General features: G+C 32.1%; 19 protein-coding genes and 1 pseudogene. 14 read left to right on the forward strand and 6 right to left on the reverse strand.

The genetic code is table 4. The annotated features are described in order from the left end of the window. The first annotated feature begins 2 nt into the window (after positions 1–2). Both ACSH40_RS00435 and recO read left to right on the forward strand, forming a co-directional pair. Positions 3–1,610 (forward strand): HinT-interacting membrane complex lipoprotein P60, encoded by a 1,608-nt coding sequence (locus ACSH40_RS00435; RefSeq protein WP_438341602.1) that lies wholly within the window; start codon positions 3–5, stop codon positions 1,608–1,610. A gap of 119 nt (positions 1,611–1,729) precedes the next feature. Next, complete coding sequence (gene recO / locus ACSH40_RS00440) at positions 1,730–2,389, forward strand: DNA repair protein RecO (RefSeq protein ID WP_438341603.1); 660 nt, start codon at positions 1,730–1,732, stop codon at positions 2,387–2,389. 60 nt (positions 2,390–2,449) lie between these two features. On the opposite strand, the gene metK is transcribed toward recO, so the two are convergent. Continuing rightward, positions 2,450–3,577 carry a methionine adenosyltransferase gene (gene metK, locus ACSH40_RS00445; RefSeq protein ID WP_438341604.1) on the reverse strand — a complete coding sequence of 376 codons (1,128 nt, stop codon included), beginning with the start codon at positions 3,575–3,577 and terminating at the stop codon, positions 2,450–2,452. Positions 3,578–3,814: 237 nt separating this feature from the next. On the opposite strand from metK, the gene ACSH40_RS00450 reads away from it, so the two are divergent. From ACSH40_RS00450 to ACSH40_RS00485, 8 genes and pseudogenes are all read left to right on the forward strand, one after another. Next, on the forward strand, positions 3,815–5,614 hold the full coding sequence (locus tag ACSH40_RS00450; protein ID WP_438341605.1) for an MATE family efflux transporter: 1,800 nt from the start codon (positions 3,815–3,817) through the stop codon (positions 5,612–5,614). A gap of 192 nt (positions 5,615–5,806) precedes the next feature. Continuing rightward, positions 5,807–8,026: a P68 family surface lipoprotein gene (locus tag ACSH40_RS00455; protein ID WP_438341606.1), complete on the forward strand. Its 2,220-nt coding sequence runs from the start codon at positions 5,807–5,809 to the stop codon at positions 8,024–8,026. A 4-nt stretch (positions 8,027–8,030) separates the two neighbouring features. Then, positions 8,031–9,080, forward strand: a complete 1,050-nt coding sequence (locus tag ACSH40_RS00460; protein WP_438341607.1) for a hypothetical protein — start codon at positions 8,031–8,033, stop codon at positions 9,078–9,080. 17 nt (positions 9,081–9,097) lie between these two features. Next, positions 9,098–9,496: pseudogene (locus ACSH40_RS00465) on the forward strand (ATP-binding cassette domain-containing protein); the annotation flags it as partial. Positions 9,497–10,651: 1,155 nt separating this feature from the next. Next, on the forward strand, positions 10,652–11,368 hold the full coding sequence (locus ACSH40_RS00470) for an ABC transporter ATP-binding protein (protein ID WP_438341804.1): 717 nt from the start codon (positions 10,652–10,654) through the stop codon (positions 11,366–11,368). After that, positions 11,368–12,396: a carbohydrate ABC transporter permease gene (locus ACSH40_RS00475; RefSeq protein WP_438341608.1), complete on the forward strand. Its 1,029-nt coding sequence runs from the start codon at positions 11,368–11,370 to the stop codon at positions 12,394–12,396. The genes ACSH40_RS00470 and ACSH40_RS00475 overlap by 1 nt, the downstream gene beginning before the upstream one ends. Then, on the forward strand, positions 12,338–13,318 hold the full coding sequence (locus tag ACSH40_RS00480) for a carbohydrate ABC transporter permease (protein WP_438341609.1): 981 nt from the start codon (positions 12,338–12,340) through the stop codon (positions 13,316–13,318). Before ACSH40_RS00475 ends, ACSH40_RS00480 begins: the two co-directional genes overlap by 59 nt. A gap of 2 nt (positions 13,319–13,320) precedes the next feature. Continuing rightward, entirely contained in the window at positions 13,321–13,482 is a 162-nt protein-coding gene (locus tag ACSH40_RS00485) for a hypothetical protein (protein ID WP_438341610.1), read from the forward strand. A 130-nt stretch (positions 13,483–13,612) separates the two neighbouring features. Here the strand turns inward: ACSH40_RS00485 and ACSH40_RS00490 are convergent, their stop codons facing one another. Continuing rightward, positions 13,613–14,068 carry an RpiB/LacA/LacB family sugar-phosphate isomerase gene (locus tag ACSH40_RS00490; RefSeq protein WP_438341611.1) on the reverse strand — a complete coding sequence of 152 codons (456 nt, stop codon included), beginning with the start codon at positions 14,066–14,068 and terminating at the stop codon, positions 13,613–13,615. 12 nt (positions 14,069–14,080) lie between these two features. Then, positions 14,081–14,548: an L-threonylcarbamoyladenylate synthase gene (locus ACSH40_RS00495; protein ID WP_438341612.1), complete on the reverse strand. Its 468-nt coding sequence runs from the start codon at positions 14,546–14,548 to the stop codon at positions 14,081–14,083. 51 nt (positions 14,549–14,599) lie between these two features. Between ACSH40_RS00495 and mutM the strand changes: the two genes are divergently transcribed. Genes mutM through ACSH40_RS00510 form a run of 3 tightly spaced genes read left to right on the forward strand, consistent with a single transcriptional unit; the run spans position 14,600 to position 16,585 of the window. Further along, positions 14,600–15,436, forward strand: coding sequence for a DNA-formamidopyrimidine glycosylase (gene mutM, locus ACSH40_RS00500; protein ID WP_438341613.1), 837 nt, complete (start codon positions 14,600–14,602; stop codon positions 15,434–15,436). Continuing rightward, positions 15,429–15,656, forward strand: a complete 228-nt coding sequence (locus ACSH40_RS00505; protein WP_438341614.1) for a Smr/MutS family protein — start codon at positions 15,429–15,431, stop codon at positions 15,654–15,656. The genes mutM and ACSH40_RS00505 overlap by 8 nt, the downstream gene beginning before the upstream one ends. Positions 15,657–15,664: 8 nt before the next feature. Next, positions 15,665–16,585, forward strand: a complete 921-nt coding sequence (locus tag ACSH40_RS00510; RefSeq protein ID WP_438341615.1) for an SPFH domain-containing protein — start codon at positions 15,665–15,667, stop codon at positions 16,583–16,585. A gap of 121 nt (positions 16,586–16,706) precedes the next feature. Here ACSH40_RS00510 and mgtE read toward each other — a convergent pair whose 3' ends face one another. From mgtE to ACSH40_RS00525, 3 genes are read right to left on the reverse strand one after another with little or no spacing between them, the layout of a single operon-like run. Then, complete coding sequence (gene mgtE / locus ACSH40_RS00515; protein ID WP_438341616.1) at positions 16,707–18,170, reverse strand: magnesium transporter; 1,464 nt, start codon at positions 18,168–18,170, stop codon at positions 16,707–16,709. An 18-nt stretch (positions 18,171–18,188) separates the two neighbouring features. Next, positions 18,189–18,767 carry a diadenylate cyclase gene (locus ACSH40_RS00520; RefSeq protein ID WP_438341617.1) on the reverse strand — a complete coding sequence of 193 codons (579 nt, stop codon included), beginning with the start codon at positions 18,765–18,767 and terminating at the stop codon, positions 18,189–18,191. 9 nt (positions 18,768–18,776) lie between these two features. Then, positions 18,777–19,178, reverse strand: coding sequence for a hypothetical protein (locus ACSH40_RS00525; RefSeq protein WP_438341618.1), 402 nt, complete (start codon positions 19,176–19,178; stop codon positions 18,777–18,779). A 115-nt stretch (positions 19,179–19,293) separates the two neighbouring features. Here ACSH40_RS00525 and ACSH40_RS00530 point away from each other — a divergent pair, with 115 nt between their 5' ends. Beyond that, positions 19,294–20,502 carry a phosphoglycerate kinase gene (locus ACSH40_RS00530; protein ID WP_438341619.1) on the forward strand — a complete coding sequence of 403 codons (1,209 nt, stop codon included), beginning with the start codon at positions 19,294–19,296 and terminating at the stop codon, positions 20,500–20,502. Positions 20,503–20,550 lie beyond the last annotated feature (48 nt).

Below are 20,550 nucleotides of genomic sequence, written 5' to 3' on the forward strand. Positions count from 1 at the left end.
TTATGACTAAAACAAAAAAAATATTATTTAGTTCAGCGGCACTTTTAGCCACAACATCGTTAGTTTCTGCTCCTTTAGTTGCATGTAAAAATACTGAAACTTCAGATCCAAGTGCTGGCACAATTCTAACATCAACAGCAACAAAGAATAAAGTTTTAACAACTTTAGCTAGTACACAATTACAAGTTTTATATGGTTCAGATGTTTCAAAAGGCTTAGAGGACACTAGCTCAAGTTTTTATAAAGACTACAAAACCCTTTTTGACATTTATGCATTCAAACAAATTGAGTCTAACCCAATGTTTTTCGTGAATTTAGTACAAGAATTTAACAAAAAATCAGTTGACACTTCTTCTTTTAATCCACAAGGTTGACAAGTACCAACTGATGCTGAAATGAAATTTATTTATGATAATTCAGACAAATTAGATGACAACATTAAACTAAACATTTTGCAAAAAATGGTAGCCTACAACTATTTAATAAAAAATGATACTTTGTTATCACTAAGCGTTGCTAATTCTAAAGACAAAGTATTGTCATTAACTGACACAAGCAAAATGACAACTGATGAAAAAAATTCGTTTAATGGTTACGATCAAAGTGCTAAAAATTTATACTTAATGAAATATTTAGTAGAAAACAAATTAATTGAAACTTGAGAATATAGCCGTAACAGTGATTTAAGTTTATATCGTAATAATGCTTACGTAAATGATTTGGCAAGTTTTAATGCTTTAGCAAATCCAAATGATTTAACTTTAAAAACAGCCGCTAACAATCCACTTCTGGTCGGTTCAAACGATAACATCGATTTTAGTCAGTTATTAGGTTACAAAGGTGTTTCAAAATATTCTTCAACAGCTTCCGGAGACTTGAACTTCTCACTATGAGAACTAAAAAAAGATCAAGTAATCAGTGGTTTTGTTAACCCAACAAGCAATGTAGTTTATTCCCAAGATGACTTTTTATTCAGTAACATTTTATTAAAAGCAGTAAAAAACACTCCTGTTTTCAAAATTAGATCTACTGCTAACACAACAGCTAGCGTTAACCCAACCGATATTGAAGCTGAAGGTTATACAAATTCAAATTCAGTAGACTGATCTAAGACATTTAGCTATGATTCAAAAGACTACACAGTAACATTTAAGGTTGCTTCAGTTGAAAAAAGAAGCGATAATGTTTACAAACTAAACATCAGTGTGTCAATACCTGCTTTAAAAACTCGTTTAACATACGATTTTGATACTGAATTAACAAAAGATTCACAAACCCAATCAAAAGAATTTAACCAAAACGCTTTACCAACAGCAATCAATTTCTACAATCCTACTTCAAAAACAATTGAGGCTAAATATTTAATTAAATTAGTACCAGTTTTAACTTCTTCAATTGTTGATAACAAGGTTGTTTATAAATGAAGTTTAGATGTTACTCCTTGAAAAGATGAAACAAAACAAAAACAAATTGCTTACAATATTCTTTTCTTAGATGAAGACATTTATAAAACTGCAACTAAATATCTTTCAGATTTAGGAATTTCTATTGATAAAAGTAAAACCGACACAAAAATCATTGACTACCTAAAAAGCGAAAATCTTATTTAATTTTTATAGCCAGAAGTACAATTTCTGGCTTTTATTTTGCTTTCTTTTACTCGAATCTTTCATTTTTGGCAGTATAACATCGACTATGTAATGTTTAGGCTAAATGTTATAATCTTGATATGGAAACAATACACCAGGGAATAGTTATCAACAAAATTGACTATGATGAATATGATGAAATTGTTACAATCTTGACAATGAATAAACCAATTACATTTTTGGCTAAAGGAACAAGAAAAATACAATCTAAAAACAGGTCAAGATTACAGCTTTTAAATGTTGTCGAATGTGAAATTTTTCAAGCCCGTCTTGAAGGTAAAATGAGTAAACTCAAACGTGCTGATTTGATTGCCCAATTTGACATTAATACCAACATTAATGTAACCAATAAATTATTATTAATGGCACAAAACATTGACTCAAATCCTTATGAATTTGTTAGTGATTTTTTCTTTTTAGTCAATAAATTTGGTAAAGGCGATGATAATCTTTACTTACTGATTTTGATTTTCGATTTTTTAACTTGTACTGGTTTAAAAGTCAAAACTGATGGTTGTGTGATATGCAAAACGAAAAACAACATTGTTGATTTCATACCCCATGAAGGTGGTTTCTTGTGTAATCGACATGCAAAAAACTCTAAACATCCTGACTATTTACAAACTGTGTATTTAACCACTGGTAATATTGAAAACTATATTGATAATGCCAACCGTTATGCAGTTTTGAAAATAATTGAAGATTTATGAATTTATATTAAGGAAAATACTTTCCTTTAGTAACAAAACTTAAGGAAATTAAAATCACTCCCATAAAGTTGTAGGAGTGATTTTTTGTTTTTATTTTAAGTATTGTTTTAAGGTATCTACTTTATCCAATTTTTCTCAATTGAATTCAATGTCGTCACGCCCAAAATGACCAAATGTTGCAGTTGGCTGATACTTAACATTTTTTAAATCCAAGGTTTTAAAAATTCCGTTTGTTGATAAGTCAAAATTGGCATTAATTATATCTATAAACTCTTGATCGCTTAATTTTGATGTTCCAAATGAGTTAACAAAAATTGACTGTGGATAGGGTAAACCGATAGCAAATGAAAGTTGTACTTCAAATTCGCTTGCTAAGCCAGCGGCAACAATGTTTTTTGCTACATAACGCGCCATGTAAGCAGCTGAACGATCGATTTTTGTGTAGTCTTTACCACTGAATGCCCCACCACCATGGTGTGCATGCCCACCATATGTATCAACAATAATTTTTCTTCCGGTTAAACCTGTGTCACCGATTGGTCCTCCAACAACAAAACGTCCTGTTGGATTGAATAGAAATTCAAAATCGGAATTTAAATTATATTTTTTTACAACAGGATCAACTACTTTTGTTTTAATAGTTTGTTTAAAACGATTTAAGTCTGTGCTTTCCAAGTGCTGAATTGACATAAGAATTTTGTCAATTTTAATTTTGTTATCTTCATAAACAACTGTAACTTGACTTTTCATATCACTTTTAGCATGTGGTAGCTGCTTTTTGAGTCTTAGTTCTTCAGCTTTTTTGACTAACTCATGTGCTAAAGTAATGCTTAATGGCATAAAGTCCTTAGTTTCATTGCAAGCATACCCAAAGATAATTCCTTGATCTCCTGCTCCAATTAATTCACTATCTTTTCTGTCGACTCCCATTGCAATATCTGGACTTTGTGAATTGATAGCACTAATAATAGTAAAGTCATTTTCTTTGTATCCTAATTTTTTTACTACTTTTCAAGCAATAGAAACCAAGTCCACATAGGCAGTTGTAGTGATTTCTCCACCAATAACAATTAAACGATTTGTCGCAAATGTTTCACATGCAACTCTTGCGTTTTTATCTTTTGCTAAAATTGCGTCTAACACAGCATCAGAAATTTGGTCGCAAATTTTGTCTGGATGTCCTGCTCCAACACTTTCTGAAGTAAAATACTTTTTCATAAATAAAACCCCTTTCAAATGAAAGGAGTAGGAGGATTCTAATTATCTTATATGAAATAAAGCAACATGTTAGGTTATTAACCCCTCGCTTACCACCTTACTTATTAGCAGGTTGGTGACTTCATAGCAGCTACGCTCCGTACTCCTTATGTAACGCTAAACATTATAACAAAGCAACAAAAAAAATCTGTAAAAATTCATGTCAACATTTGAAAAATAGGAATACAATTTTTGATTATGAAACATTGAAACAAGCGAAAAAATAACTCGCAACAAGGCCAAGAAAGAGCTGTTGAGCTTTTTGAAAAGACTCCTATTAAAAAAGCAATATGAATGGTAGCAATACCAGGTCTTTTGACCATGTTGATGATGGGTTTATATTCATTTTTTAATCAAGTTTTTATTTTAAATTTTGTGCCAAAAACATTAGCGATGCTAGATGGCGATATTGCCAATACTTCGGGCCTAATTTACAATTATTTAGATCCTTCTTTTGCAGCCAATCATGTCACAAGAGAGCAATTTAATACCATTTTCAACACATATAAACAAATAAGTGGAGCAAATATTAGTAACTTAACTAGTGATGTTATTGCTTCTTTGAGTGTTAACGCAACTATTTTCTTCGTCGTTTTCTGCAACGCGGTTGTTATTTTAGTACCTATGGGAACTAGTGTTTATTACACAAAATGCATCTCAAAAGGTGTTAAAATGACTGCTAAAGACTTATGAGCAACTGCTTTTTGAACAACTTCAGGATTAGCTATTTTTGCAATGTTAGTTGTTTTCATTGCCATTTGAGCAGGACTTGTAGATAAAGTAGCAAGCCACACTCACCTTGATGTAACTAAGTTTAGTGAACTAAATGAAAAATTGTCGAATCCTAATGCCGGTGCTATATTAAGTCAATATTTTGATGCCGGTCACAAAATAGCAGTTAAATGAGCACAACAATACATTTATGTTTATGCCGCTGGAACTTTATTGCAAGGATTTTACTTATTACTTTCTTACTTAATTCGGGCAGAAGGTAAAAACTCTTATGTAATGATATGAGCTATCATTGCCAACATTGTAGGATTAATTTTTGATGCAATTTTTATTATTGTTCTAAAGTGAGGAATTTTGGGTGGAGCAGCAGCAACAATCGTAGGTTGAATTGTTAATGTGCTAGCCTACTTTGCTTATGTCATTGTTAGTGACAAGAAAAATGACACTTGAATTGATCTAAAACACTTATTTAAATTTAGATTTCGTTACCGTTTGATAGCACCAATATCTTTATTGGGATTAAGTGCTTTTGTACGTACTTTTGGAGTAGCAGTTACCAACTTAATGATCACTTTACTATTCAATTACTTACCATATAGTGATGGATTTGTCAACGTTTATAACTGAGCCAAGGCAGCCCCTTCAATTACACTATTTTTCCTAGCTCTATTTGGAATAGCAGATGGATCTAGTTCATTATTAAGTTACAACTACACAAAACGCAATGTGCAAAGAGTAAGACAAACGTACTGATATGCTCTAATGATTGCAGTCATTTATGCCGTTTTTGTTTATTCAATAGTGGCAATCTTAGCACCATATTTCATCAAAATTTTAAATGTACCAAATGAACGCCTGGAAGAAGTTTCAACATTCTTAAGAATAAACATGGTAAGAATGGTTTTCTACTCATTCGCGGTTGGGGGAATATTGTTATTTAGAGCAACTAATAACATTAAAATGGCGATTTTAGTTGTTGCTTTAGAATCATTTATCACTTTCTGATTTGTTATGGGTACTTTTGTTGGAATAGGTTTCGGTTTATACAATTCAGGACACAGCAAAGAAACTTGTTCATACATGGTTAGTGTTGGTTTTGTTGTTAACGCCCTGGTTGTTGGTATTATCATTACCATCTTTTCAGTGCACTGACTATATAAACGTTTACCACACATTGATAAACAAAAACAAACTTGAAGTTTGAAGATTGAAAATGCCTTTTTCAATCGTGCCATTGAATACGAAAAAACACACCAATATAAATAGTAAGAAGCATATTGTCAATTGAAGGTAAAACTTTTGACAACTATGCTTTTTTTTTATATAATTAGAGTGTAAAAGATTAAGTATGAAAACACAAAATGAAGTAACAAGAAAGCTGAGAAAAGTGCGGGTTTAAGTACCCGCTTGATATGTTTTCTTGTTTTTTCTTATAAAGAACAATTTAGGAGAAAGAAAATGACAAAAAAAGCTAAATTTTTAACAGCTTTAGCTGCTATTGCAGTTCCAATAGCAGGGGTAGCAGGATTAGTTTCTTGTAGTAATAATACAACAAAAGACGAAAGGGGTCCTGCTTCATTTGAACAAGATAATGATGGATTGCTAAGAATTTACTCGCCTTGATCTGCAACTAACTACCAAGGACTTGCTTTACAAGCGCTTGTAGATTTTTACAATAAATCACACTTTTCTGAATTAGAAATTGAAAACAACAGTAAGGTGAAAAAAGCAGTATTGAAAGAAGATTACAAAGGTAAAAATATTTTACCAGTTGTAATTGTTATTGCACCTTCAGGATATTCAGATAGTTCATACATTAGCAAACTAAAAGTAAAAGCTAAAAATGACTTCTACAACTTGATTATTCAATACCCTACTGTTGCTTCAGTATTGCAACAATACCAAATGGGGTTAAATTTCGATTCTCTTAAAACAGAAATCAACAATTTATACTCAAGTTCTTTCTTGGAAGTAAATAAATTAATAGCAGGAAATAAAAACAATAGTATCCTTACAATTCCTGCTTCAAAATCTGGTGAAATGCTATCAATCAACAAACCAGTAACAGGTATGCTAATTTCAGAATTAGTTGCTGCCGGAGCAAAAATCGATACTCAAAACTCAAAAGTTGTAAATGAATTGAAAACATACTGAGAAGGTCTTTCAGATGATGAAAAATCTGATAAACCAGCAGTAAAAGCAGCTTGAAATAGTGGAAAATACAATGATTCACAAAAATCTTCATTACAAGCAGCATTAGCAAATTACACAATGAATGATAATATCTTCACAGATTACGAAGACTTATTAAAATTCACTGCTTTCGCTAAAAGGGTTTTCCCAAATAATAAAAACTATGTTTTGGGAATGGACTCATACCCTAATGCTGTTTATACAATTGCAGCATCACTAGCAGGACAAAATGAAGATTCATTAATCAACAAAGATGCTTCACAAGTAAGAGATGGAGGATTCAACTATAAGAATCTTCTGGATCAAAACACTCCACAAGGTAAACGTTTAAAAGCTGCATATGATTTAATGAAAGATGCTTTCCAATATAAAGGTTTATGAATTGGTGGAGAAGGAGCATATGGTTCAAATGAACTAGTTATCCATAACCTTGCTATTTCTCTAGGTTCAACAGCAGGTTGAAGTAAAACATTCACTCAAGGATCTTCAAAACTTCTTGTATTTGGATCTAAAGCAGGTTCATTGCTACAAGGTTCTTCAGCTGAAGGGCTTGTAAATACACTTTCTGCCTCAGCAGATCAATCAAAAAGTATAGTTAACTTTGGTAAATATAAAAATAAAATTTTACCTACAGTAGCAGAAGATGTGTCAAAAAATGGATACGACTATTCGCCTAAGACAGCGGACGATGCAACTAAATTAAAAGCTGCTGTTGCTGGCTTAACTAATGGTTACTTGATATTCAGCAGTACAGATCCAGAACAAAAAGTGCTTTCTGTTGAAAGCAATGGAAAAATCAAATTCTCAAGAAATGGAAGAGAAGGAATACTATATGGTGCTAAATTCTTAAATGGAACTGTTGTTGATAAAAATGGAAAAGATTTTGAAGTATATTGAGTTCCAAGTGATTTATTTGAACAAAAATCAGGTTCAGCAAACTCAGCACAAAAAGAAGATATGATGTGATTAGGTGCCCCATCTAAAGCAAAAGCTTCTTCACAAAAAACCTTCACATTATTGCAAGGTCCTTCAATTATTGGAGTACATTCAAACGACACTGAAGATAAAGCAACATTAGAATTTGTTAAATGAATGTTAACAGTGAACCATGATTCAGATGAAATAACATTCACAAACAGAAATATAACAAAAACCTCAGCTAAAGATCAAGCTCCAGTTGAATCACTAGCTGAATTGGCTGACTACTTAGCTCCAACAAAATCTAAATTAAGCATGTCAATTGACCAAGTAGATAGTTCTGATGCAAATGATGCTATTAAAATAATTTCAAAAGAATTAATCACAATTGAACATGACTCAAAAGATAACAAGATTGTAGAGGACGTTGCTGCCCCTAAATCACAACGTTTAAGAAGCGCGATAACAGGTGCAGGAAAAGGTTTAGCAAACAAAGCAGCAAATGGAAGTGCAATTGATTTTAATGCCTACGTTAAAGCAATTAAAGAATCATTGAGCTTAGAATAATTTCATGCGAAAAAACAAAAAAATTTTGTTAAGCACATTAGCAGTTACATCGTTAACTGCTTTTGCTTGCCTTCCAGTTGTTTCTTGTGTGAATGTTAATGGTGGTAGTGATAACAGAGGCGGATCAAATCGTGGCAACAATGAAGAAGCATCTAAAGTTGATAACTGAAAAAAATCATCGCAAACAGTTTATGATGCTATTGAAAATTTAGTCAATGTTGATTTTTCAAAGATTCTATCGATAAAGAAAGAAGAGAAAAATTTTGATTCAAGTACAGGAGAAATAACTACTTCTTACAAAACTTATTGAGATAAATTTGTTGTATATGATGCAACTGTTGTAAGAGTAAGTGATGGAGATACTTATACTGTTAAATACATAAAAGATGGCAAAGAAATGCAAGCAAGAATCCGTTCTTGAGCACTAGACACTCCTGAGGCACCAGGACCAACAACATATGTTGATGGTGATCCAAAACACACTGAAGAGCAATTTGCTAGCGATCAAGATACAAAATTTGCTGAATCAATTTTGACTCCAGGAAGAAAAATAAAAATACTTGTAAGTAGTATGTCATACGATCGTTTAGTAGGAATATCATTATATTCAGACAAGCCAAATCCAACAGAGTTATCAGATTTCACTAAATGTTACGAATTTGAAGTTCTGAAAAATGGTTTTTCCACTCCAAGGGTGGGAGAATCTGAATTGCTACAATTCATTTCACAAGTATCTGATGATTTTCTTTCTTTCCAAACTCTATTCATGCCTTACTTCTGGGCCGCTACAAATTACGGAATAATTCACAAGCAAGGTTTTTATAAATTGTTCAGTGCTAATAAACCTTATGATTTTGTTCCAAGAGTATACGTGACACACGGAGATCCAACGACTCAATTTATGTTACTACCCGAATTTACTCAAGGTGGCTGAATAACCACTGAAAGAGATAACAATCTTTCTAGATTCTTGAGTGAAAGAGAAGGCGGATTTGAACAATTTTTAGTCAATTCCGACGGTAGTCTGAAGTCTGAAACAAAAGATAATAAATAACAAAGAAAGGAGTGCAAATGAGTGAACTAAATATTGAAAAAGAACAAGAAAAAGTTTATCAATATGCCAAAGAAAGATATGAACTAAAAAAACAAATTCCAGCTATTGAAATTAAAAATTTAGTTATTGACTTCGGTGATGCAGTTGCTGTAAACAATGTTACTTTTGATATTCACGAAGGTGAACTTGTTACTCTATTAGGTCCATCAGGAAGTGGTAAGTCAACAACTCTGAATGCTATTTCAGGATTACTAAAACCTACAAGCGGAAAAATTTTCTTCCGTGGTATAGATGTAACTAAATATTCACCACAACAACGTGAATTAGGGTTAGTTTTCCAAAACTACGCTCTTTATCCACACATGACTGTGTATGACAATATTGCCTTCCCATTAAGTAATGATCAACACTGAAAAGAAGAAACAATTGAAAATTCGCGTAGCGCACAACACAAAATTTACGAATTGATTCTAAAAGAAAATAATGTTTCTGAAGACGAAATTAAAGAACTAAGAAAAACTTTCTACATGACAATCGACAACCCTAAAGAAAGTAGAAAATACATTTTAGGACTAAAATCAGAAAAAAACAATATTTATGAACATTCTTCAAATGAAGTAGGGCGTTTAGAATCTAAATCAGTTGCTGAATTAAATAAATTAACAAAAGATGTTTTGAAAAAATCAAAAGATCTACACCAAAATGTACGCGAAACTAAAAACGCACTTAACTTAAAAATCGATTCGAGATATGTAGATATTCAACCTAAAATTCAAAAAGAAGCACAAAAATTAGTTGCTTCAATTGCACAATTCAAGCAAATTGAAAAAAAATTACGTTCAGAAGAAAGAAAACAATTGCACTACATTGCTCCTGAACTAATGGAAGCTAAAACAGTTAATACTAAAGCTGAAATGGATTCAGTAAAACCTGTTTTAATTCATCCAAATAACAAATTAGTAAACAAAATCTTAGAATGTAAGATTGAAAAAGCTACTTTTGATCAATTGAAATCAGTGTCAAAACTAAGAATTCTTGATGATCAAGTACGTAGAATCAATGATTACAAACGAACTGTTGAAAACTTTGAAAAATGACGTGCTGACGTTGTTAAAAACGCATTTGCTGGTGAAAATAAAATTGATCCACAAGATATCATCGAAAAATCAATTGCTAAAATCATCATTAATGCTTACTCACAAATTTATAAATTTGAGTATAAAACAACAAAAGTAAGAAATGCTATCCTATACAGACAAGCAAAAAGAATTTTCAAAAAAGATAAAGCAATTGCAAACCACCACATTATCAATGTAAAAATTAAAGAAAATGTTGCAAAAGCTAAAAAATTAAGAAACGAAATCAACAAAAAATATAAACAAGACTTGTATACAATTTTCGACCCAATTTTTGAAAAACAAGGTCAAGGTTGAAAATATAACAGAAAACTTTACTCACTAAACGAAAAAGTTCATGCTTTAGTTGAACAATCAAGACCTGAAGTAAGAGCTCAAATTGTTGAGCTGTCAAAAGATGTTTTAACAATCAGTGAAGCAATTAACCGTGATGTTATGGAAGTTGCTAACAAAGTTGAAATTACTAAAAACTTATGAAAAAGACCTACACAATTAAGTGGAGGGCAACAACAACGGGTAGCTATTGCTCGGGCAATTGTTAAAAAACCAAAAATTCTTCTATTGGACGAACCACTATCAAACTTGGATGCTAAATTACGTATCTCAACACGTAAATGAATTAGAAAATTGCAACAAGAAAGTGGAATCACAACAGTCTTTGTTACTCATGACCAGGAAGAAGCTATGTCAATTAGTGACAGAGTTGTATGTATGTCAACTGCTTTAGTACAACAAATGGGTTCTCCAATGGAACTATATGAAAAACCAGCTAACGAATTCGTTGCTAAATTCCTTGGAATGCCTGAAATGACTATTATTAATGCCGACGTTGTTGATAATTACGTTGTTGTTAACAATCACAGACTTGTTAAAGTAGATAACTACAACAAAAACAAAATTCGTGTAGGATTCAGAGCGGAATCACTAACCGAATCAGCAAATGGATTTATTGATGCTGATATTAAAGTTGTTGAGTATCTAGGAAAAGAAATTCAATCACAAGTTTACTTACAAAACATTGACACCATTGCTAACGTTTACTTGACTGCAAAAGATCGTTATGAAGTTGGTGACACAATTAAATTAGGTGTAAAAAACATTGATAAATTACACTTATTCGACATAGAAACTGGTGAAAGAGTAAACAAATAATGTTTTCTTTTAAATCTTTCTTCTTGAAGAAATTTCGCATTAAAAAACATTTAACCAGTTTAAGCATTTTAAACAGAAAAGAGAAATTTTACAAACCTCTTATTCTGATTTTGCCTTCATTATTACTTATTACTTTATTTATTATTATTCCTTTCATAATAACAATTACTGACGCCTTCAAAGTGCAAACAGGTTTTCTAGTTTCAGACGTAAGTCCTGGTATTGATAACCTTAAAACTCTATTAAGAAGTCAACAATTCCAAATCGGACTAAGAAACTCAATTATTTATTCTTTGATGGCCTTGCCATTATCTCTAACTTGCTCTATTTTAATTTCTAGTGCAATCGCCCACGTGGTTAAAAAATGAGCAAGAGGATTTTGACAAACACTATTCTTCTTACCATATGTAACCAGCTCAATTGCTGTTGCTGTTACATTTTCATACTTATTCGCATCAGATGCCGGAATTTTAAATGCCATTATTGGTAAAAGGGTTCCTTGATTAACATCAGCGTCTACCAATTCTTGAACAGCATTCTTTGCTATTCTAATCAACGGAATTTGAGGAAGCTTAGCATTCCAAATTCTTATCTTGACAACTGCTATGTTATCAGTTAGTCCAGTATTATACAAATCAGCTTCAATCGATGGAGCCTACAAATTAAAACAATTCTTCTCAGTTACATTACCTTCTATTCGTAAAACTATTTCATTCTTAATTACAATCGGAATAATTGGGGGAATTAAAGTTTTTCCACTTGCTTTATTCAACAACAGCCCAACAGATGCTGTTAATAATGGTGGAGCAACCATTATGTTATTCGTTTATAAAGCAGTAGCAGAAGGAAACTTCTACTTAGCTGGAGCAGCATCACTTATTTTGTTTGTTCTGGGAGTATTTGTTTCATTCTCAGTACGTAAATTAGTAGCCGTATCATTTAGATTGAGTACAACATTAGGAGTAAAACGTGTATCACGTAAAATTAATAGCAAGACACCATTTACAAAAAAAGTCTTTAAATTCTAAAGTTGAGAATTTAACTAAAGGAGTTGAAAACAATAAAGTTGTTGGACAACTTCTTGCCTTCATCTTTAAATTCTTAATTCTGACATTTTTTGGTCTACTAATTTTATTCCCTTTCTACTTCATGATTTCTCAATCACTGATTTCATCAGATGCTGCTAACCGTAAAGACATAATCATTTGATATCCACGTAATGGAGAATCAGCACAATTCAAAGCTCATTGAGATAACTTCGCTAAAGCATACCAAGAAGGATACTGAAGCGCTGTTGTATTCACTGCGGCGATAACTGCCTTCAGTGTTACTTGTCGTATTTTCTTTGCTATGACATTTGGATATGCCTTTAGTTTAAGAAAATGAAGATTCAAAAATTTCTCTTGAGGATTTTTCTTAGCATTACTAGTTCTACCTGAAACAGCCTTAATGGCCGGTCAGTACAAAGTTATTGTTACGATGGGACTAAATGCTAACCAGGGAACATTTGTTGCTTTAACAATTCCTTTTGCAGCTAGTGTTTTCTCTGGATTTATGTTCAGAAATGCTTTCGAAGCAATTCCTGATTCAGTACGTGAATCATCAATGATCGATGGGGCAAACGAGCTAAAATTCTTTGTTCGTGTTGCTGTCCCAATGGTTAAATCAACTATTTGAACTGTTGTTATTCTAACTGCACTTGCTTCTTGAAACTCATTCATGTGACCACAATTAATTTTGGGAGCAAAAGGACAAGGAAGCTACACAGTTATGAACGTGTGATTATTTACTACTGGTAAAGATGACTCAAGTGAACAATCAATTATTTACAGAAATATTCGGATGGCTGCCAACGTTCTTGTTATTCTACCTATGCTTGTCGTTTACTTCTTATTTAGAGGAAGAATTATGAGAGCAATTTCAAGACAAGGAAGCGGTCAAAAAGGATAATTATGCAAAGCAAAAGTGTTTTCAAAAAAATATTTACCTCAATCAAGGAATTTGCTCGTAAATACTGAAATCTAACCTTCATAGTAATTTCAGCAATTGCGGGACTATCTCTTACTGGAGTAGCTATTTGATGTCTAATCTTCTTACCAATTAACTGACGTTAATGAATAATCAACAATATACAAACAAGAACTGTTAATACCAGCGGTTCTTGTTTTTTATTAACTATAAAAAAGCAAATAAAAAAACACAACTACTCAAAAGTTGTGTCTCTCAAAAAGTTGAACTTATTAATTAATCTTGCGAACCTTTAGTTTCTAATGTGTGTAAACGTAATTCGTGTCTGCCACCTTCGAAATCTGTATTGTGTCAAATTTTAAACATTTCCAATGCTTCTTCTGGACTTGTTTGGCGTCCGCCAAAAACAATAACATTGGCATTATTGTGTAGTTTAGCAAGTTTAGCATCTTCATTGCTTGTAATTCTTGCCGCACGAATGAAGCTGAAACGATTTAGAGCGTAACTTATTCCTAGTCCTGTTCCACAAATTCCTATTCCTTCAACATCAGGATGGTCTTTCATGTACTTAGCTAGTTTGAAACCATAATCGGCATAATTAACACTTTCTGTACCGCTTTTGGTTCCTAAGTCAATAACTTTGTAACCTTGTTTACCTAATGAATTAACAAGTTCACTTTTTAACTCATAGCCAGCATGATCTGAAGCAATGGCTACTGTCTTTTTATCCATATTTTCTCCAATCTATTCCCTTATAATTTTACCATTATCCAAGTCTATTATCTTGCTTGGTTGCCCTGAAAGTTCACCAAAATCGTAAAATTTGGTTAATTGAGGAAAGATTTTTTTTGCTTCTTCTAAATTTTTGGCTACTTGTTGATTGCTGATGTTACAACTTGTAACATAACAAGGACCATTTTTGCGTAAAAATTCCAAAAGTTTTGGCTGATTCGGCATTCTAAAACCTTGCCCTTTAACAATTAAACTCACCGCACCAGGTCAATATTTTTCTGCCACTTGTTCAGCTTTTTGGTTTCATTCCACGATTTGTTTTGCTTGCTCTATATCGGCAACTAAAATTATTATTTTTTTAGTAAAATCACGTTGTTTCAATTCATAAAGCAAGTCTAAATTATTATCTTTTAATCTTACTCCTAGACCTAAAACCGTGTCAGTTGTGGTAACAAAAACATCATCATATTTATTAGTCATAATAAATATTATAAGTCTTAGGACTATACTGATTTGATAAAATTAAGTTATATGCCAGAATTACCAGAAGTTCGAGTTGTTGTAAAAAAACTCAAAGAATGTGTTTTGAATAAAACTATCGATTCAGTCATTGTTAACAAAACAAAAATGATCAAAGATGTTGATAGTGAAGCGTTTCAAAATGAACTAAAAAATCAAAAAATCATTGATATTAGCAATGTTGCAAAGCACATTGTGTTCTTTTTTACTAACAACTTAGTCATGATTTCTCATTTGCGTATGGAAGGTAAATATCGTTATTATGACCAAAAACACGAATTCGAAAAACATGCCCATGTAGTTTTTAATTTTAGCGATAATTCACAATTACAATATGTGGACTCTAGGGCGTTTGGTACTTTTCATTTACGCAATAAAAACAATTACTTGACAAGTCAACCGCTAGCTTCAGTGGCCCTGACACCTGACAAAGTGGATATTGATTCACTTTATGCTAAAACTAGCAAATCTTCAACTGCTATTAAAACAATGATTTTAAATCAAAAGCTGGTTTCAGGAATAGGTAATATTTATGCTGATGAAAGCTTATTTGCAGCCAAAATTCACCCACAAACACCTTCAAAACTCGTAAGCAAACAAGAATTGAAGCTTTTGATGCAAAAAGCTTCAGAAATTATGCACAAAAGTGAAGAACTTGGTGGCTCAACGATTGATTCTTATGAATCACTCAACAAGCAAGAAGGTCAGTATCAACATTTTCTTAAAGTTCATACTAAAGTAAATAAACCTTGTACAATTTGTCAAACTATCATTCAAAAAACGAAAACTAATGGAAGGGGGACATATTTCTGCCCAAAATGCCAGAAATTAAGAAAGCAAAATGACTAGAAAAATAGACTTACATGGTTTAGATATTAATCGTGCAGCAGCGGTAGTGATTAATAGTCTAAGAAGTTTTGACTACAATTCTTATGAAGATGAATTATTAATCGTTACTGGCAACGGAACAGGAAGTTTAAAGAATTTAGTTGAAGATATTTTAAATGAAGAGTGTTATGACTGAAGTTATGACAACAGTCAACAGTCTGCTTTTCGAGTTTATAAATAGGAGTTAATATGACAACAGCAGCAATTTTAGGAATAGTATTCGGATTTTTAGCTCTTTTAGTAATTGTTTTATTATGTCTTTCAATCAAAATAGTGCCAGAAACATATTTTTGAATTGTACAAAGATTAGGTAAGTATCACAGAACATTGGAAAAAGGAGTTAACTTCATTTTTCCAATCATTGACCGGGTAGTAGTAAAAGAAAATATTAAAGAAAAAGTGTTTGACTTCCCTGCTCAAAGTGTTATTACAAAAGATAATGCCACAATTAAAGTAGACACAGTAGTTTACTTGAAGATTTTTGATGCCAAACTATATTCATATGGGGCAGAAAATCCTTTCAAGGCAATCGAAAACTTGGTAGCAACCACCTTGAGAAATCTAATTGGAGAACTAGAATTAGACCAGTCGTTGACATCGAGAGAAATAATTAATGCGAAACTAACAAAAACATTAGACGAAGCATCAGATGCGTGGGGAATTAGAGTAAATAGAGTTGAAATTCAAAACATCATTCCGCCAAAAGAAGTAGAGCAAGCAATGATTCGCCAAATGCAAGCTGAAAGGGATAAGAGAGCAAGAATTTTAGAATCAGAAGGAATCAAACAATCACTGATTCTTAATGCTCAAGGGAATAGAGAAAGCGTAATCCTAAATGCTGAAGCTGCTAAAGAAAAAATCATTTTACAAGCTGAGGCTGAAAAACAAAGAATTTTGTTAGAAGCACAAGCTAAGAAACAATCAATAGAATTATTGAATGAAGCTAAAATCAGTAAAGAAGTTTTACAGTACAAAGCTTTAGATGAAATTAAAACATTGGCTAATGGAACAGCAACAAAAATAATCATTCCACCTAACCTTTCAGAAATAGCTAAAATCATGGCAGTTGGTAAAGAAGTCTTTCAGGATAACGAAAAAAGCAAAAAGTAATATTATATACTCAGAGTAAGATTGATTCTTGCTCTTTTTTATTATTTTAGCGTTTCGTAATTTGTATAAAAAACCTAAAAAAAGTCACATCATTTGTGACTTTAAAATAGGTTTAATTTCATTAGTGGATAACTGGACTGAACAGTGAAAACATTAGCATTGTAAAACTAAAGAATATCAATGTCGAAGTGGCATCAGTAACAGTAGCAAGAATAGGGCTTGACATAACTGCCGGATCCTTTTTTAGTTTTGTGGCCAATAAAGGAACAACTGAACCTACAAATTTAGCAAAAATAACTGCTACAAACATTGCTAAACTTGAAACTAAACACATTATCAATACTCCGGCAGTAGTAACTTCCACATGTCCATCTGCTCCAATTTTTCCCATGATATCGCGAGTAGCAGTAAAGTACAATGTTAAACGTGCAAAATTGACAATGAATAAGACAGTGGCAATCAATAGTCCCGATCGCATTTCTATTCCAACAACGCGTCAAGGTTTTTTCTTCACTTCACCAAGTGATATAGCTCGAATAACGGTTGTTACTGATTGTGAACCTGCATTACCAGCTGTTCCAGAAATAACTGGAACCATAGAAACTATAATGGCTGAAGAAATTGCACTTTGGAACAATATACTATTGTCAACCTTATCCTGGAATACTTGAATGATTAATTGCGAAAATGTTGAACCAACCATCAAAATTATTAGTCAGAAAATCCGAGATTTAAAGATTTTGCGAACAATGTTTTTGTCGTTATATGAAATTTCGACTTCAGCATTAATCCCGGCCATTTTATAAATATCTTCGGTTGCTTCTTCTTCTAAAACGTCAATAACGTCGTCGGAAGTAATAATTCCAATAACATGATTTTTTTCGTTTACAACTGGAAGAACTGACATATCTTGCTCAGCGAAAATCCGAGCAGCTTTTTCTTTTTTGTCATTAACTGAAACGCTTGCAATTGCTTCCGTGACTTCAAATATTTTTGTATTTCTTCTTGAATCAACAAAGACAATATTTTCAAGAGTGGTTACTCCTTGAAGACGTTGTTCATGATCTAAAACAACATAGTAGTGAACCAGTTCAGAATCTTCTCTTAGTTTCCGAATTTCTTCAATTGCTTTGGAGCAACTAATATCATCCTGTAAAGCAATGAATTCCACACTCATAACTGAACCAATCGAATCATCATCATATTTTAAAAGACGATTAATTTTGTTGCGATCATCACTATTTTTAACGTGACTCAAAATCTTTTGTGCAATGTTGTCTGGCATTTCTTCAATCAAGTCAACAATGTCGTCTAAGTATAAGTCATCCAAAATAGCTTCGAGTTCTTCGTCAGTAAATGCTTTAATTATTTCTTCTTGAATATCATTTTCAAGGTATGAAAAAATTTCCCCGCTATCCTTTGGTTTGATGATACGGAAAAAGAAAATTCTTTCATAAGGTGTTAATTCTTCAATTTTGTCAGCAATTGTAGCATTAGGAGTCTCATCAACGAAAGTACGAATAAGGTGTACGTTTTTGAATTGTAAGGCGTTTTTTAGCTGCTTTAAGGTTAAAACGTCTTTCATCTTTACCTCCTTATTAAATTAGTAATCTTTGAAAATGTTTACTAAAGACTCTTGCAACTGGTCGATAGCAATTAAATTCAGCGAACCATTTCTAGCAAGAGTGATATTTCCGTTTTCTTCACTGACAACCAGTGTTACGGAATCGGAGATTTCGCTAATTCCTAAAGCAGCACGGTGTCTTGCTCCATATTTGTTGTCAATTGATTTTTTTGTAATTTTGTAGTATGTGGCAGCATAAACAATTTTATTATCACGAATAATGATTGCCCCATCGTGTAAAGGAGTGTGTTTATTGAAAATACTAATAATTAATGAAGAAGAAATATTAGCATCGATGATAACTCCATCAGTACGTAAGTTATCAAGTCTTTCTTTCATTTCAATAGTAATAATAGCTCCCGTTTTGTGTTTTGATAAAAATTCTAAACTCTCTTTTAGTTGGTGGATTAATCTAATTTTCGAACTTTTACTTACTTTCTGTTTCAAGCTTTTGAATTTTGATAAAAACTTCAAAATTTGATGAAAAGCCAAAATAACCATAATGAGAAAAATTAGGACAACAAAAATTAAAATGATGATTAAAAATGCATTTTCCATAAATAACCTCTACTTAGTTGGAGCTCACACTGTTACAGTTAAAATTAATAGAACAACAACAATTAGAGCAATTGCAAAACCTCCAATTGCAACTACTCTAGGTCATTTTGTTGATGTTTCTTCAATTTTTTGTGCCCGCGAGTCTTGGCTTCATTTTGCATATTCATATTCAACAGCATTTTTGTTATTTTTTAAAGCATGTTGTTTACGAAATTCTTGTTGTTTTTTAGCAAGTTTTCTATCAATTTGTGACATTCAGGTAATGCCTTCGAATATCTCAATTAATGCTTGCTCATTATATTTTTTTAAACGCGGTTGTTTTGCGAAGTTCACAAACTCATTTAAGTAGTTAGACACACTGGTTTTTACAATGTCATCATTTTGGCGATTGTCGCGCATTTTTTGAGCCATAATTCCTCCTTGAAATGGTAAATATTAATAATTATAAACTTAATAAAAATTAAATTTATAAACTTTGTTTATAAGTTAGCTGCTAGTATAATATTAATAGCATGAAAGGAAAGACATGAAAAAGACATTATATGATGTTAATTTAAAACATAAGATAGTTTTAGCAAGAGTTGATTTCAATTTGCCACTTGCAAAAAACGACAATAATCAATACTATGTAACTGATGCTAACAGAATCAAAAAGGCACTGAAAACTATTAACTTTATTACTCAACAGGGCGCTAAATTAATTTTATTAAGTCATTTAGGAAGAGTAAAAACCGAAGAGGACTTAGTTTCCAAATCGCTAAAACCAGTTGTTGAAGAGTTCAAAAAATATGTTGATAATGATGTATTTTTTGTCCCTAAAACGAGAGGAAGTGAAGTTGAAGAAGCAATAAAAAATCTAAAAAGTGGACAAATTTTATTTTTAGAAAACACTCGTTTTGAAGATTTAAACAACAAAGCTGAGTCAAAAAATGATCCTGAATTGGCAAAATATTGAGCTTCTTTAGGCGATGTTTTTGTTAATGATGCATTTGCTACTGCTCACCGTAGTCACGCATCAAATGTTGGAATTGCTTCAAACATAAAAGAAAGTGCTTTAGGATTTTTAATGCAAGAAGAAATCGAAAATCTTGCTAAATTAAAAAATAATCCAGCAAGACCTTATGTAGCCATCATCGGTGGGGCTAAAATAAGCGATAAAATTCAAGTTTTAGAACAGCTTATTAAAGAATGTGACAAGGTTTTAATTGGTGGAGCAATGGCTTATACCTTCTTAAAGGCACAAGGTGTCGAAATAGGTACTTCACTAGTTGAAGATGATTACTTAGAACTAGCAAAAAATCTTTATGAAAACAATAAAACAAAGATTTTATTACCAATTGATAATGCTTATGCTAAAGAATTTGCAGATATCCAACCACAATACTCAAGCCCCGAAAATAAAAATATACCTGCTGACTGCACTTCAATGGACATTGGTCCTGAAACTGTGAAATTATTTGCTAATGAAATCCAAAAAGCAAAAACTATTTTTTGAAACGGTCCCTTGGGAGTTACTGAATTTAGTAATTATGAAGTAGGAACAAAATCGATAGCCATAGCCATTTCCCAAAATACAGACTGTTTTTCAGTAGTTGGTGGGGGAGATTCAGTCGCTGCTATTAATAAATTAAACTATCAAGACCGTTTTAGCTTCATTTCAACTGGTGGTGGAGCAAGCCTAGAATATGTCCAAGGCAAATTGCTACCAGGATATGAAAGCATTGAAGACAAATAAAAAAGACAAAGAAAAAGAGAGTGACCAGCTCTCTTTTTTTAAATTTAT

The sequence above is a fragment of the Mycoplasma sp. 3341 genome (assembly GCF_051549855.1).
Lineage (GTDB): Bacteria > Bacillota_I > Bacilli_A > Mycoplasmatales > Metamycoplasmataceae > Metamycoplasma.